This window comes from Bacillus sp. SJZ110 (genome assembly GCF_006715455.1).
Lineage (GTDB): Bacteria > Bacillota > Bacilli > Bacillales > Bacillaceae > Bacillus > Bacillus subtilis.
This window is the reverse complement of the sequence record NZ_VFNF01000005.1, coordinates 234,058-248,404: the sequence shown is the minus strand read 5'-3', so window position 1 is coordinate 248,404 and position 14,347 is coordinate 234,058. Positions and strand designations below refer to the sequence as shown.

Below are 14,347 nucleotides of genomic sequence, written 5' to 3'. Positions count from 1 at the left end.
TCACATGCTTTTCTTTTTTGTTCGCCGTATCGAAGGAAAAGCCCGGCATTCCTTTTTATAATGAGATTATCCAATATAAAGGAGACTGCGTAAATGGTGATTTTAGAAGCGAATAAAATTCGAAAAAGTTATGGAAACAAGCTGAATAAACAGGAAGTGCTGAAGGGCATTGATCTTCACATTGAAAAGGGCGAATTCGTCAGTATTATGGGTGCTTCCGGGTCAGGAAAAACCACTTTGCTTAATGTACTGTCCTCAATCGATCAGGTCAGTCACGGAACCATTCATATTAATGGAAATGACATGACGGCTATGAAGGAAAAGCAGCTGGCTGAATTCAGAAAACAGCATTTAGGCTTTATCTTTCAGGATTACAATTTGTTAGACACATTGACAGTGAAAGAAAATATCCTTCTACCATTATCAATCACGAAACTGTCAAAAAAGGAAGCCAATCGCAAGTTTGAGGAAGTTGCAAAGGAACTGGGAATATATGAATTGCGGGATAAGTACCCGAATGAAATTTCCGGCGGCCAGAAGCAGAGAACATCCGCCGGAAGAGCGTTTATTCATGACCCGAGCATTATTTTCGCTGATGAACCGACCGGCGCGCTTGATTCGAAATCGGCCTCTGATCTATTAAATAAGCTGAGCCAGCTCAATCAAAAACGAAACGCCACGATTATTATGGTTACCCATGATCCCGTCGCTGCCAGCTACTGCGGCAGAGTCATTTTTATTAAGGACGGGCAAATGTATACACAGCTGAATAAAGGGGGCCAGGACAGGCAGACGTTTTTCCAGGATATTATGAAAACGCAAGGCGTGTTAGGCGGGGTGCAGCATGAACATTAATCAGCTCATCCTGCGAAATTTGAAAAAGAATCTTCGTAATTACTATCTGTATGTGTTTGCGCTCATCTTTAGCGTGGCGCTTTATTTCGCCTTTGTCACGCTGCAGTATGACCCAGCAATTAACGAAGTGAAGGCTTCGATCAAGGGAGCTGCGGCTATTAAAACCGCTTCGATTTTGCTTGTGGCTGTGGTCGCGATCTTCATTTTATATGCCAATACGATTTTTATTAAGAGACGGAGTAAAGAAATCGGGCTGTTTCAATTAATTGGAATGACGAAGCATAAAATTTTTCGCATCTTAAGTGCAGAAAATGTCATGCTGTATTTCGGTTCATTAGCGATCGGGGTAGCGGCCGGGTTTTCGATATCGAAGCTTGTCTTGATGATTCTGTTCAAAATTGTCGATGTCAAAGCGGATGCGAAACTGCATTTTTCTGAGCAGGCCTTGGTCCAAACGGTCATTGTGTTCTGCGGCATTTACCTTTTGATCATGATCATGAATTATACGTTTATCAAAAAACAGAGTATTTTATCTTTGTTTAAAGTAACGTCCTCCACTGAAGACAAAGTAAAGAAAATATCATTTTTCCAAATGATAATCGGCGCTTTAGGCATCGTGTTGATTTTGACAGGATACTATGTGTCTTCTGAGCTGTTTGGCGGAAAATTTAAGACCATTAATGAACTGTTTGGTGCGATGAGCTTCATTCTGGGGAGCGTCATTATCGGGACGTTTTTGTTTTATAAAGGATCAGTTACGTTTATCTCGAATATCATTCGAAAAAGCAAGGGCGGCTACTTAAATATTTCTGAGGTCCTGTCACTGTCATCGATCATGTTCAGAATGAAATCGAACGCCTTGCTGCTGACGATTATTACAACCGTTTCAGCGCTCGCCATCGGGCTGTTATCTCTTGCTTACATCTCGTATTACTCGTCAGAAAAGACCGCTGAACAAAATGTAGCGGCTGATTTTTCATTCATGAATGAGAAAGATGCCAAGTTATTTGAAAACAGATTGAGGGAAAGCAACATCTCGTTTGTAAAAAAGGCAACACCTGTCCTGCAAGCAAATGTTGACATTGCAAATATCATGGATGGAACTCCGAAAGAGATGCAGGGCGATCCCAGCAATATGCAGCTTGCTGTTGTTAGCGACAAAGATGTAAAAGGAGTCGATGTGGCGGCTGGAGAAGCCGTTTTCTCAGGATACACCGACTTGCTGCAAAAAATAATGGTTTTCAAGGACTCTGGTATTATTAAAATAAAAAGCAAACATGAGACGCAGCCATTAAAATATAAAGGATTAAGAGAAGAGTTTCTTGTATCCTACACGTTTACAAGCGGGGGCATGCCCGCTGTCATTGTGGATGACAGCCTGTTTCAACAGCTGAACAAGGATAAGGACCCCCGCATTCAGCTGGCGCAATCTACATTTATCGGCGTCAATGTGAAACATGACGATCAAATGGAAAAAGCAAATGAGCTTTTTCAACAGGTGAACAAGAAAAACGAGCATTTATCAAGACTGGATACAAGTGCTGCGCAAAAATCACTGTTTGGTATGGTGATGTTCATCGTCGGCTTCTTAGGGTTAACGTTCCTGATTACATCAGGTTGTATCCTTTATTTTAAACAAATGGGTGAAAGTGAAGATGAAAAACCGAGCTATACGATTTTAAGAAAACTCGGTTTTACGCAGGGCGACCTAATAAAGGGAATACGCATCAAACAAATGTACAACTTCGGCATTCCGCTCGTTGTCGGCCTCTTCCACAGTTACTTTGCCGTCCAATCCGGCTGGTTCTTATTCGGATCAGAGGTATGGGCGCCTATGATTATGGTGATGGTGTTATATACTGCGCTCTACTCCATTTTTGGTTTTCTGTCAGTTCTTTATTATAAGAAGGTCATTAAATCGTCGTTGTGAAACAGAAAAAGCTCCAGACATTCTGGAGCTTTTTGTTTATCGTTTTGGCGCCCTATAACCGGCGGCTTCAGCTTCTTCAACTGAGCAAAACATTTCAGCCGGATCGGTTGTCCGGTCATAGTATGTACTGCCTGGCGTGTGGTAGATGCCGTTTTTGCTTCCTTTGATATTACAGCCTTCTGCTTTGTCAGCTGTTTTGGTTTCATCACTTTTACTCGTATTGTTTGAAGAACTTCCAGTGTCTTCATGAGAACTGGCGGTTTGGCTTTCCGTCTCTTTTAATTGATTTTCAAGCTTTGTTTTATCTTGTCGGAGTGTTTCATTTTCAGCCTTTGCCGTTTTTGCATCTTCTTTGAGCTGCTTTTGATTTTCTTGAAGCTCTTTAATCTCAGCTTTTAATGATTTCTGAGTCTTTTTTAGATCGCTATTTTCGTTTTTAAGCTTCTCAAGCTTGTCTTGATCTTCTTTGTTGTCTTTTAATTTCTTTGCTTCAGAGCTGACAGATTTATATTCTTTCTCAAGTTCTTCATGCTCTTTTGTGAGGTTTTTGTATTCGGCGTTTAGCGCTGAATATTTTTTCTCGGCATTTGCTGCGGAAGTGTCAGGTTCTGCCAATGCTGCCCCGGTAAAGAGCAGCACAAGGCCTCCAATGAAAAGCGGCCAAAAAAGTCTCTTGGAGAAACGTTTTTCCTTTTTCAGTACATATCTGACAAAGTGATATAATCCATAGCCCAGTGCAATGAGACATGCCAGAAAACCTAAGAATGCTAATACCATTTCCATAATATGACCCCTTTTTCTATTTATTTTACATTTTTCAAACAATATTTGTTAGATTTTTTCACGCTCATCAGTTGAAAAATGTGAGAGAGACAGATAGAATGAATGTGCTATGATAACTGGATTCGTACGGAGCCGTTTTAGGTTTCGTTTTTTTCATGAGCTTTTTTAGGTAAGAAAGGGGGATAAGTATGCCGCGTGCTCTTAAAATTTTAGTCATTGGAATGTTTATCAATGTGACGGGTGCTTCTTTTTTATGGCCGCTGAATACGATTTATATCCATAATCATTTAGGAAAGTCGTTAACAGTAGCCGGACTTGTCCTGATGCTGAATTCCGGCGCCAGTGTGGCTGGTAATTTATGCGGAGGTTTTTTGTTTGATAAAATCGGCGGTTTTAAATCGATTATGCTTGGGATAGCCATTACGTTAGCAAGCCTGATGGGTCTTGTCTTTTTTCATGATTGGCCAGCCTATATTGTGCTGCTGACGATTGTGGGCTTTGGCTCCGGTGTAGTTTTTCCGGCCAGCTACGCAATGGCGGGATCGGTATGGCCTGAAGGGGGAAGGAAGGCATTTAATGCGATATATGTCGCGCAAAACGCGGGTGTGGCCGTCGGTTCAGCACTTGGCGGTGTCGTGGCATCTTTCTCGTTTTCATATGTATTTTTGGCAAATGCCGTATTGTATCTGATCTTTTTCTTTGTTGTATATTTCGGATTTCGAAATATTCAGACGGGCGATGCATCCCAAACATCCGTGCTTGATTATGATGCTGTGAACAGCAAAGCAAAATTTGCCGCATTGATCATTTTAAGCGGAGGCTATGTACTCGGATGGCTGGCTTATTCTCAATGGTCCACCACAATTGCTTCGTACACACAAAGCATTGGAATATCTCTTTCCTTATACAGCGTGCTCTGGACGGTTAACGGAATTCTAATTGTGCTCGGCCAGCCGCTCGTCAGTTTTGTGGTGAAAAAATGGGCCGAGTCGCTAAAAGCGCAAATGGTCATCGGCTTTATCATTTTTATTGTGTCTTTCAGCATGCTGCTGACTGCAAAGCAATTTCCGATGTTTCTCGCTGCGATGGTGATCCTGACGATCGGAGAAATGCTTGTTTGGCCTGCTGTGCCGACAATTGCCAATCAGCTCGCCCCTAAAGGGAAAGAAGGCTTTTATCAAGGCTTTGTCAACAGTGCGGCGACAGGCGGCAGAATGATTGGTCCCCTGTTCGGAGGAGTGCTTGTCGATCATTACGGCATTAAGGCCCTTGTTTTATCTCTGTTGGTATTGCTGCTGATCAGTATTGCCACAACGCTTCTATATGACAAACGGATAAAATCAGCTAAAGAAACAAATAAGCAGGCATCAATCTCTTCATAATAAAAGATCCCGCCGAATGAGCGGGATCTTTCAGCGTGTCGACAAACCCTCGCATTCGTTGTCAGGCCTGCGCTTCGGTGCTCACGAATTAGAACATTCGCTCCGCTCCTATGCTCGTCCTTCCTAGACTTCAAGGGTTTTCAATCACGCTGAAAAGATGACAAAATCTTAAAATGAAAACCATTTTAGGATTTTGTCAACAATCTGAAAGATCCCGCCGGATAAGCGGGATCTTTTTACATAATCGGAAGCACTTTAACGGCATCCTTTACATTTGAAAATGTTTTCAGCGACGAAAAATTGGCATCCAATTTATTCATTTTCATGGCCAATTCAGGCTTAATGCCGGTAATGATTAACTCAGTTCCAGTCAATTTCAGCAAATGGCTCAGCTTGAAAATTTGGTCGGCCGTTTGTTCGTTCACTTGGGCCAATCCGGATAAATCAATGATCAAATAATCATCTTTGGATGTTGATAAGATATTCGTCAATGTGCAAACGATGGAATTAAATCGCTCCTCTGTCAGGTTTCCGACTAGCGGAAGAGCTGAAATGCCATTGCGAATCGGGACAATAGGAGTTGAAAGTGCAGTAATTTCCGTGAGGGAATCCTCGAGAAGCTTTTCATACTCTTTTTGCTTGGTGATGTCTTTCTGAATTCCGACAAAATACGTTTTATCCTCTATTTCCATTGGATCAATATTTAATTCATTCCAGAACATCGTTCCGTCTTTTTTGTAGTTTTGAATCTGAACGGTGACCGGTTCTTTATTTTGTAAAGCGGTTCTGATGTTGTCCACTTCTGCAGGATCTGTGTGTTTCCCCTGTAAGAAGCGGCAGTTCTTTCCTAAAATTTCCTCGGTTTCGTAGCCGGTCATTTGAACAAAGCCTTGATTTACGTAGACAATAGGATTATCTTCAAGTGCGGGATCTGTAATTACCACACCGACTCGCACGTGATCAAGCGCTTTTTTGATGACTTCCAGCTGTCCTGGTATCCCAAATGATTGAAAACTAGCCATATAAATCCCCCTTAGGCCGTCAGCTTGCTATGCGAAAGCCTGATATTCCCCTTTTTTAAAATGAATTCTACAGTAACCGTAGCACAACACATGTTCTGATTCAAGCAAGTGCAGTTTGTTGTTTGTCATTAGGGCTTGTCCTCGTATACACTAAAAATAAGAACAGAATATGAACATATGAACGGAAAGGTTTTCTACATGCTAAATAGGTGACTAGGTAAATGTCACTGGGTGAAAAATGAATCCAATGCATCAAGCTTACCGATCATGTGTTCACATATAATGGAAGAAACAAGCTTTTTACAGATTTGCCGGTATGTAGATATCGAAAATCATCGGAATCGTTTAAGGGGGCTGGATGGCCTGAAGTCGCTTTACGAAATAAGGGCTTTAGGAAGGTGATGATGAAGATGCTGCATCAGGTACTTATTGCTTGTGTAATTGGAGGAATCATGGGGATTCTCGGTCATGTGAAAAAGAGAGGCAGACTGGAGAAGCCCAGAATGACGAAGCGGTTTATCTACCTTGGATTTTTGGAAGATTGGTTTATCGGAATGACAGCTTCCATTTTACTTGTATTATCCGCTGACCCCGATTCAGGAATTCAACTTGTCATCTTATCCATTATCTCAGGCTACGGCGGTGAAGCTGTTCTCAGAAGTTTTGACTTTGTGAGAGAACTGAACAGCGGCGGCGAACCGGCCGAGTCCAAACGTCAAACCAAAACTCCACCCGAATAATTGTCCTCAATCTTCGCCCGTTCAGGGTACATTCCCATTGTATACAAACCTGCTTGCACTTATGAACAGAATTCTATAAAATACAGTTAGATTACGGTTGCGATAAGAACAATGAAGAGGAGCAGTAAGAAACAGATATTGTTGCAGAGAGTTGACGGCTGGTGAAAGTCAATCAAGTTTGTTTCCGAACTCACCTCAGAGTTGCAGCGGTGAAAAGCCGCTGACGCATAACTGCGTTAAAAGTATCAAGTGAGTGCGGCGTATGCCGCGCTAACGAGGGTGGTACCGCGGGAAAACGAAAGTCTCTCGTCCCTTTTTGGGATGAGGGAGTTTTTTTTAGTTTGGGAATATTCTGAATATAATCCTCTCCTTCCCGTCAATACTTGAACCATACACGCCGTATTCAATCAGAAGGAGGTTTTTACTTTGAGTTTTCAGCACAAAGAGATAGAAAAGAAATGGCAAACATATTGGCTTGAAAACAAAACATTTGCCACTCTTGATAATAATGAAAAACAAAAATTTTACGCGCTGGACATGTTTCCTTATCCGTCTGGAGCTGGGTTGCACGTCGGCCATCCTGAAGGATACACAGCTACGGATATTCTGTCCCGCATGAAGCGCATGCAGGGCTATGATGTCCTTCATCCAATGGGCTGGGACGCATTCGGCCTGCCAGCTGAACAATACGCCCTTGACACAGGGAACGACCCTGCTGTGTTTACGAAGCAGAATATTGATAACTTCCGCCGCCAAATTCAAGCGCTTGGCTTCTCATATGACTGGGATCGCGAAATCAATACGACTGACCCTGAATACTATAAATGGACGCAATGGATTTTCTTAAAGCTATACGAAAAAGGCCTTGCTTACGTTGACGAAGTGCCTGTAAACTGGTGCCCTGCGCTCGGTACTGTTCTTGCCAACGAAGAAGTCATTGACGGCAAGAGCGAACGCGGCGGCCATCCGGTAGAGAGACGCCCAATGAAGCAGTGGATGCTGAAAATCACCGCTTATGCGGACAGGCTCCTTGAGGATTTGGAAGAGCTTGATTGGCCGGAAAGCATTAAAGATATGCAGCGCAACTGGATCGGCCGTTCGGAAGGCGCTCACGTTCATTTTGCAATAGATGGACATGATGATTCCTTTACGGTGTTTACAACAAGACCAGATACGCTGTTTGGCGCTACATACACTGTCCTTGCCCCGGAACACGCATTGGTGGAAAACATCACAACGGCTGAGCAAAAAGAAGCTGTTGAAGCTTATATCAAAGAAATACAATCAAAGAGTGACCTTGAACGCACAGATCTTGCGAAAACAAAGACAGGCGTATTCACAGGAGCGTATGCGATCAATCCTGTAAACGGAGAAAAACTGCCGATTTGGATTGCGGATTATGTTCTTGCATCATACGGAACAGGTGCTGTCATGGCAGTTCCAGGCCACGACGAGCGTGATTTTGAATTCGCCAAAACATTTGGCCTTCCGGTGAAGGAAGTCGTAAAAGGCGGGAACGTTGAGGAAGCAGCTTATACTGGCGACGGCGAGCACGTGAACTCTGATTTCCTGAACGGCCTTCACAAACAGGAAGCGATTGAGAAAGTGATCGCTTGGCTGGAAGAAACGAAAAACGGTGAGAAGAAAGTGACGTACCGTCTTCGTGACTGGCTCTTCAGCCGCCAGCGTTATTGGGGCGAGCCGATTCCGGTCATTCATTGGGAAGACGGAACGTCAACAGCTGTCCCTGAAGAGGAGCTGCCGCTGATTTTGCCGAAAACGGATGAAATCAAACCGAGCGGAACGGGCGAATCACCGCTTGCGAACATTAAAGAGTGGGTGGAAGTCACAGACCCTGAGACAGGGAAAAAAGGAAGAAGAGAAACGAATACAATGCCGCAATGGGCGGGAAGCTGCTGGTATTTCTTGCGCTATATTGATCCGCACAATCCGGATCAGCTGGCATCACCAGAAAAATTGGAAAAATGGCTTCCGGTCGATATGTATATCGGCGGTGCAGAGCATGCCGTGCTTCACCTTCTGTATGCGCGCTTCTGGCATAAGTTCCTTTATGATATCGGCGTAGTGCCGACGAAAGAACCGTTCCAAAAGCTGTACAACCAAGGAATGATTCTCGGCGAAAATAACGAAAAAATGAGTAAATCTAAAGGGAACGTTGTCAACCCTGACGAAATCGTGTCCTCTCACGGCGCTGATACGCTGAGATTGTACGAAATGTTCATGGGACCTCTTGATGCTTCAATCGCCTGGTCTGAATCAGGATTAGACGGTGCGCGTCGTTTCCTTGACCGTGTATGGCGCCTATTTGTTGAAGAAAACGGTGAGCTTAATGGCAAAATCGTTGAAGGCGCTGGTGAAACATTGGAGCGCGTCTATCATGAAACGGTTATGAAAGTCACAGACCATTATGAAGGCCTTCGTTTCAACACAGGTATTTCCCAGCTGATGGTCTTTATTAATGAAGCTTATAAAGCAACAGAACTGCCGAAAGAATATATGGAAGGCTTCGTGAAGCTTCTTTCTCCTATCGCGCCACACTTAGCGGAAGAGCTTTGGGAGAAGCTTGGCCATTCCGGCACAATTGCCTACGAAGCTTGGCCTGTATATGATGAAACAAAACTTGTGGATGATGAAGTTGAAATCGTTGTTCAGCTGAACGGAAAAGTAAAAGCGAAATTACAGGTTCCTGCCGATGCAACGAAAGAACAGCTGGAACAGCTTGCTCAAGCAGATGAAAAGGTCAAAGAGCAGCTTGAAGGCAAAACGATTCGGAAAATCATCGCGGTGCCTGGCAAGCTTGTCAATATTGTGGCAAACTAAGCCTAGAAAAAATCCCCTTTGCCAAAAGGGGATTTTTTTCATCAGTCTCAGAATAGCAATCGTTCAGCTGACTTTGATATACTGAACATGATCACTGTGAATAGGAGTGTTTTCTTTGGAAATAAAAGAAATCAGCACAGCCGCTTTGAAAGAAAAAATTGAGGCGGACGAAGAATTATATTTAATTGATGTCAGAGAAGATGAAGAGGTAGCGGAAGGCATGATCCCGCAAGCCGTTCATATTCGCATGGGGGATATTCCTGAAAAAATGGAAACCCTTGATAAAGACAAAGAGTACGTATTTATCTGCCGCTCAGGAATGCGCAGCATGAACGTCTGCAAGTACCTGGATGAGCAAGGCTTTAAAACAGTCAATGTTGAAGGCGGCATGATGGCATGGGAAGGCGAAACAAAACCAAAAAACTAGGGGAGAGCGGTCCCCTAGTTTTTATTTGTATTCCGGAAGCCAATCGCCGTGTGCTGCAAATAAATCGTCACACATGGAGATGATGTCCTTCATGGAAAGCTCCGCACTTGTATGCGGATCAAGCATTGCAGCTTGGTAAACCGCTTCTTTTTTCCGTGTGACAGCCGCTTCGATTGTCATCAGCTGTGTATTAATATTCGTCCGGTTTAAGGCGGCAAGCTGCTCAGGCAGTTCTCCGGCGAAGCACGGTGTAATTTTTTTTATGTCGGCGACGCATGTCACTTCCACAACCGCTTTTGAAGGAAGGTTGGTGATCAGCCCTGTATTCAAGACGTTTCCTCCGAAGGTGAATGGTTCGTTTGTTTCCATTGCTTCTATAATTCTTGAACCATATTCCTTTGAGCGTTTGTGCGTAAGGTTTTTATTGTTGACGATGTCATCCCGCATTTTCTCCCAATTTTCAATCTGCTTGACGCACCTTCTCGGATATTCGTCGAGCGGGATTTGCAGCTCGCTGATCAATTCAGGGTAATTCCGTTTAATAAAGTATGGGTGATACTCTGCGTTATGTTCGGACGATTCCGTGACATAATAGCCGAACTTATCCATTAATTCAAACCGCACCATATCATGATGCTTTGTTTTTTGTTTTTCTTTCGCTCTCCTTTTGATTTCTGGATATAAATCTGTGCCGTCTTTTTTGACTTCCAAAAGCCAAGCCATATGATTGATACCTGCGATGCGTTCCTCAATTCCGTCATGCTCCATTCCGAGAGCTTTAAATAAATCCTTCGTGCACACTTGAACACTGTGGCAGAGCCCGATTGTTTTGATATTGGTATAGCGGAGCATGGCGCCTGTAAGAGTGGCCATTGGATTTGTATAGTTTAAGAACCATGCGTCAGGGCACATTTCCTCCATATCTTTTGCGATATCAAATAAGACCGGGATTGTTCTGAGAGATCTGAATATCCCGCCGATGCCGACTGTATCGGCGATCGTCTGGCGCAGCCCATACCGTTTAGGAATCTCGAAATCGATGACTGTGCTCGGTTTGTATCCTCCAACCTGAATCGCATTGATGACATAGCCTGCGTTTTGCAAGGCGAGTTTTCTGTCATCATAGCTGTTGATGGCCACACTTGGGTTATAACGGTCTCTTAGAATTTCGAGCATGAGCTGGGATTCCTGCAGGCGTTTGGGATCAATGTCGTAAAGAGCGAACTCAAATCCATTCAGTGCTTCTGTTAACAGGCAGTCTCCCAAAACATTTTTGGCGAAAATCGTGCTCCCTGCACCGATAAATGTAATCTTTTTCATATTGCTTCCTCCTTTAATGTTAACCCTTTACCGCTCCGGAAGACAGGCCGGCAATAAAGTATTTTTGCAGCGCCAAAAACAGAACAACCATCGGCAGCATTGCCATAAGTGCCGCTGCGGCAACTAAATGAAGGTTGTTTGCGTTTTCTCCGAAAAAACCTGCCATGGCTACTGTTAATGTCTGAACCTTTTGATCTTGTAAAAAGAAAATGGCAAATTGATAGTCGTTCCAAATAAAGACACAAGAAATAATACAGATGGTCGCAGTGATCGGCTTCAGCAGAGGAAACACAATCGTAAAAAAGATTTTCAGCATGCCTGCGCCGTCAATTCTTGCGGCTTCTTCAAGCTCTTTTGGAATGGTCGATCGGATAAAGCCTGAATATAAGAATACGGTTAAAGGCATGTAAGCCGCTGTATTGATGAAAATGGCGATTGCGTGTGTATTGACCATTCCGGCGTCCACGACCATTCGGTACAAAGGAACCATGGACGTTAACGGAGGGATGATCATAATGGAAATCAGCAAGGCAAAAACGGCTTTATTCAGTTTTGTTTCCCGCCGGGCAAGCGGGTAGGCGGCAAGTGAGCCGAATATAATTAATAACAAGGCAGAAAAACCTGTGATGATCATGGTGTTTATAAAAGAGTTTCCTAGCGAAGCGCGCTCCCACGCCTCTGAAAAATTATGAAAGGAGATGTCGGCTGGAAATATCCATTTCGAACTGTAGTCTCCTTTTGCTTTCAATGAAGTGGTCAGCAGGATATAAAAAGGAATAAAATGCGCACAGGCCACAATGGCTGCAAGAAGCGTAATGATCCGCATGCTTTTTGTACGGGCGGCTCTCATGACATTTCCGTCTCCTTTCTTTTAAAGTACGCAAGCGCGCAAAAGCTGATGATCAAAATGACAAATGCCATAAATATGCCTTGCGTTGCGGCATAGCCGGCATCCTGCCGTTTGAAATACAAATCATACATAAATGTGGACATGGATTGTGACGCATTTCCGGGGCCGCCAGCGGTGAGTGCAATGATGACGTCAAACAGCTTTAAGCCTCCGATAATGTTGATGACCATATTAATGGTAATGGAGGGCATTAACAGCGGCAGCGTGATGGTAAAAAACTGCTGGCCTTGTTTCGCGCCATCCATTTGCGCCGCTTCATAGTAGTCTTTCGGAATGCTTTGCAGACCGGCTAAGTAGACAACCATAGCGATCCCGACATATTGATAGGTGTTAATCATGACAATGATCCATGGATTGAGCGAGGGACTGGCGAGCGCATTAATAGGGCTGATGCCGAAGACCCCGAGCAAATCGTTGAGCGCGCCTCCGTCATAGGAGAAGAAAAAGTACCAAATGTAGCCCATAATGAGCGGGCTGATCATCACCGGCAAATACACAATTATTCTTGTTACCGCTTTCGTTTTAATGCTTTGATTTAAGAGCAGAGCGTACAGAAGCCCGACCACATTTTGAAAAAAGGTGCTGCCAAGCCCGTAAAGCAGAGTGTTTTTTAAGATATGCCAAGTATCAGGATCAGAAAACAGCCTTTCATATTGCGCGAATCCAACCCATTGGTAAACTTGTGAAAAGCCGTTCCAGTTTGTAAAGGTAATCAATGTGCCTTTCACAAACGGATAAATCATAAAGACCAGAACGGAGAGCAAAGCAGGAATGTACATCCACCAAAGTGAGGACTGTTTTTTTGGCTTAACCTGTTTCACATGAACGTCCCTTGCGATCTCACTCATTGTTTTCAGCTCCCTGTGTTTCCGATTGCTCCCGGAGTCGTTTATATTCTCTTCCCAGCTTCTGCGAAATGTCTTGAGGCCCCAAAATGTCAGCCGCGAGCTCCTGCCCAACCGTGCCCAGGACATCCCACATTCCGTTTGGCAAGTATAACCGGTCGAAGTAAGGCTCGACTTTGACATCTTGATAATGCTCATAATCGTTTGCGTAGAAAATATCAGCTTTCACATTGGTCAGCCCTGAAGGAAGCGATGTGGCTTCAGCCATTTGTTTGGCATTGGCCGGGCGGGCCATAAATGCGATAAATTCTTTTGCCTCTATTAATTGAGGCGAATCTTTCCATGCTGCAAGCGTGTAGCGTTCACCGCCGATCCATATCGGGTTATCACCGGGATGTATGGCGGGTGTCGGGATAATGCCGATCTTGACGTTCGGATTGATCTGGGCAACGTCTTGGCCGAGGGTGCCGCCTTGCATTGTAAAGGCGATTTTGTTTTGGGCCATTAATTCAATGAGCTGTGATTTTTTTGCCGTGACGGCGTCGATGTTAATCAATTTTTCTTTCTGCATTTGTTTGAGGATTTCTGATAAATAAGTGAATTTACTCCATTGAAAAGTGCCATTGATGAGCTGTTTTTTTTCATTATGGGCAAGGTCTGTGATGAGAAGAGGTGTAGCGAATTGGTCGTAATATTGAGCGAATGAGCTTTTGTCATAGCCGGCAAACCAGAAGGGAACAATGCTTCCCTTGCTCTTTTCTTTAATCGTTCTCAGTGCTTTGATAAAGTCATCCATGGTTTCCGGCGGAGCAATGCCGTAACGGTCTAAAATATTGCGGTTATACGCCAGACCGTCTTTTGCCTGATTGATCGGATAGGCATACACCTTTCCGCTTTTATTTTTGAGGATGCTGTTTAAATTGGGATCAAGATCTTGAGTCCATTCCATATCCCGGAGATCCGCTGTATATTCACCGTACCTGATTTTCCCCCAGCCATGTGTATCGAATAGATCTGGCAAATCATTGGCCGCCATTCTGACACGCATCATATTTTCATAGTCATTGCCTGGGAAATGAAGGCTGACATGAATGTCACTGTGTTCCTTTTCGAATGCTGCCGCTAGTTTTCTGAACGTATCTCTTTCACTGTCGGTTGACATTGTAGAATAAATGGTTAACGTCTTTTTTGCGGTATCTGCTGAGCTTTTCTCTGCTGAACACCCGGGCAGAACAAGCAGAATAAGAGAGAGAAATAAAACAAAAGTGTGTTTCATCTTTTCCTCCTTATCA

General features: G+C 43.8%; 12 protein-coding genes and 1 other annotated feature. Of the genes, 6 read left to right on the top strand and 6 right to left on the bottom strand.

The genetic code is table 11. The features are described 5' to 3' along the window. The first annotated feature begins 93 nt into the window (after nt 1–93). Both bceA and bceB read left to right on the top strand, forming a co-directional pair. Nucleotides 94–855 (top strand): bacitracin ABC transporter ATP-binding protein BceA, encoded by a 762-nt coding sequence (gene bceA, locus FB592_RS15935; RefSeq protein WP_103803281.1) that lies wholly within the window; start codon nt 94–96, stop codon nt 853–855. After that, nucleotides 845–2,785 carry a bacitracin ABC transporter permease BceB gene (bceB, locus tag FB592_RS15930; RefSeq protein ID WP_141949772.1) on the top strand — a complete coding sequence of 647 codons (1,941 nt, stop codon included), beginning with the start codon at nt 845–847 and terminating at the stop codon, nt 2,783–2,785. The genes bceA and bceB overlap by 11 nt, the downstream gene beginning before the upstream one ends. A 36-nt stretch (nt 2,786–2,821) precedes the next feature. Here bceB and FB592_RS15925 read toward each other — a convergent pair whose 3' ends face one another. After that, on the bottom strand, nt 2,822–3,568 hold the full coding sequence (locus FB592_RS15925; RefSeq protein ID WP_014477720.1) for an LMBR1 domain-containing protein: 747 nt from the start codon (nt 3,566–3,568) through the stop codon (nt 2,822–2,824). 188 nt (nt 3,569–3,756) lie between these two features. Between FB592_RS15925 and FB592_RS15920 the strand changes: the two genes are divergently transcribed. Next, nucleotides 3,757–4,950: an MDR family MFS transporter gene (locus FB592_RS15920; RefSeq protein ID WP_041851117.1), complete on the top strand. Its 1,194-nt coding sequence runs from the start codon at nt 3,757–3,759 to the stop codon at nt 4,948–4,950. Between the two features lie 236 nt (nt 4,951–5,186). On the opposite strand, the gene ytvA is transcribed toward FB592_RS15920, so the two are convergent. Next, the gene (gene ytvA / locus FB592_RS15915; protein WP_014477717.1) at nt 5,187–5,972 is read right to left on the bottom strand and encodes a YtvA family blue-light photoreceptor; all 786 of its coding nucleotides are present in this window, start codon (nt 5,970–5,972) and stop codon (nt 5,187–5,189) included. Nucleotides 5,973–6,376: 404 nt separating this feature from the next. Between ytvA and FB592_RS15910 the strand changes: the two genes are divergently transcribed. The 3 genes from FB592_RS15910 to FB592_RS15900 all read left to right on the top strand — a co-directional run bounded on the left by FB592_RS15910 (nt 6,377) and on the right by FB592_RS15900 (nt 9,980). Then, nucleotides 6,377–6,712, top strand: a complete 336-nt coding sequence (locus FB592_RS15910; RefSeq protein WP_003246114.1) for a DUF4257 domain-containing protein — start codon at nt 6,377–6,379, stop codon at nt 6,710–6,712. A 102-nt stretch (nt 6,713–6,814) separates the two neighbouring features. Then, nucleotides 6,815–7,029: a binding site (T-box leader), on the top strand. Between the two features lie 109 nt (nt 7,030–7,138). Beyond that, nucleotides 7,139–9,553, top strand: coding sequence for a leucine--tRNA ligase (gene leuS, locus FB592_RS15905; protein WP_070547656.1), 2,415 nt, complete (start codon nt 7,139–7,141; stop codon nt 9,551–9,553). Between the two features lie 115 nt (nt 9,554–9,668). Then, nucleotides 9,669–9,980, top strand: a complete 312-nt coding sequence (locus FB592_RS15900; protein ID WP_004398993.1) for a rhodanese-like domain-containing protein — start codon at nt 9,669–9,671, stop codon at nt 9,978–9,980. Between the two features lie 21 nt (nt 9,981–10,001). On the opposite strand, the gene melA is transcribed toward FB592_RS15900, so the two are convergent. Genes melA through FB592_RS15880 form a run of 4 tightly spaced genes read right to left on the bottom strand, consistent with a single transcriptional unit; the run spans nt 10,002 to nt 14,331 of the window. Continuing rightward, nucleotides 10,002–11,300, bottom strand: coding sequence for an alpha-galactosidase MelA (gene melA / locus FB592_RS15895; protein WP_141949770.1), 1,299 nt, complete (start codon nt 11,298–11,300; stop codon nt 10,002–10,004). A gap of 19 nt (nt 11,301–11,319) precedes the next feature. Continuing rightward, nucleotides 11,320–12,150, bottom strand: a complete 831-nt coding sequence (locus tag FB592_RS15890) for a carbohydrate ABC transporter permease (protein WP_014480612.1) — start codon at nt 12,148–12,150, stop codon at nt 11,320–11,322. After that, complete coding sequence (locus FB592_RS15885) at nt 12,147–13,058, bottom strand: carbohydrate ABC transporter permease (RefSeq protein ID WP_141949768.1); 912 nt, start codon at nt 13,056–13,058, stop codon at nt 12,147–12,149. Before FB592_RS15885 ends, FB592_RS15890 begins: the two co-directional genes overlap by 4 nt. Continuing rightward, nucleotides 13,051–14,331 carry an ABC transporter substrate-binding protein gene (locus FB592_RS15880; protein WP_141949766.1) on the bottom strand — a complete coding sequence of 427 codons (1,281 nt, stop codon included), beginning with the start codon at nt 14,329–14,331 and terminating at the stop codon, nt 13,051–13,053. Before FB592_RS15880 ends, FB592_RS15885 begins: the two co-directional genes overlap by 8 nt. Nucleotides 14,332–14,347 lie beyond the last annotated feature (16 nt).

Excerpts from the sequence above, each read along its gene's own strand:
- bceB (WP_141949772.1), top strand. The coding sequence starts at position 845 with ATGAACATTAATCAGCTCATCCTGCGAAATTTGAAAAAGAATCTTCGT.
- ytvA (WP_014477717.1), bottom strand. The coding sequence starts at position 5,972 with ATGGCTAGTTTTCAATCATTTGGGATACCAGGACAGCTGGAAGTCATC.
- FB592_RS15925 (WP_014477720.1), bottom strand. The coding sequence starts at position 3,568 with ATGGAAATGGTATTAGCATTCTTAGGTTTTCTGGCATGTCTCATTGCA.
- melA (WP_141949770.1), bottom strand. The coding sequence starts at position 11,300 with ATGAAAAAGATTACATTTATCGGTGCAGGGAGCACGATTTTCGCCAAA.
- FB592_RS15910 (WP_003246114.1), top strand. The coding sequence starts at position 6,377 with ATGAAGATGCTGCATCAGGTACTTATTGCTTGTGTAATTGGAGGAATC.
- FB592_RS15880 (WP_141949766.1), bottom strand. The coding sequence starts at position 14,331 with ATGAAACACACTTTTGTTTTATTTCTCTCTCTTATTCTGCTTGTTCTG.
- FB592_RS15920 (WP_041851117.1), top strand. The coding sequence starts at position 3,757 with ATGCCGCGTGCTCTTAAAATTTTAGTCATTGGAATGTTTATCAATGTG.
- bceA (WP_103803281.1), top strand. The coding sequence starts at position 94 with ATGGTGATTTTAGAAGCGAATAAAATTCGAAAAAGTTATGGAAACAAG.
- FB592_RS15890 (WP_014480612.1), bottom strand. The coding sequence starts at position 12,150 with ATGAGAGCCGCCCGTACAAAAAGCATGCGGATCATTACGCTTCTTGCA.
- FB592_RS15885 (WP_141949768.1), bottom strand. The coding sequence starts at position 13,058 with ATGAGTGAGATCGCAAGGGACGTTCATGTGAAACAGGTTAAGCCAAAA.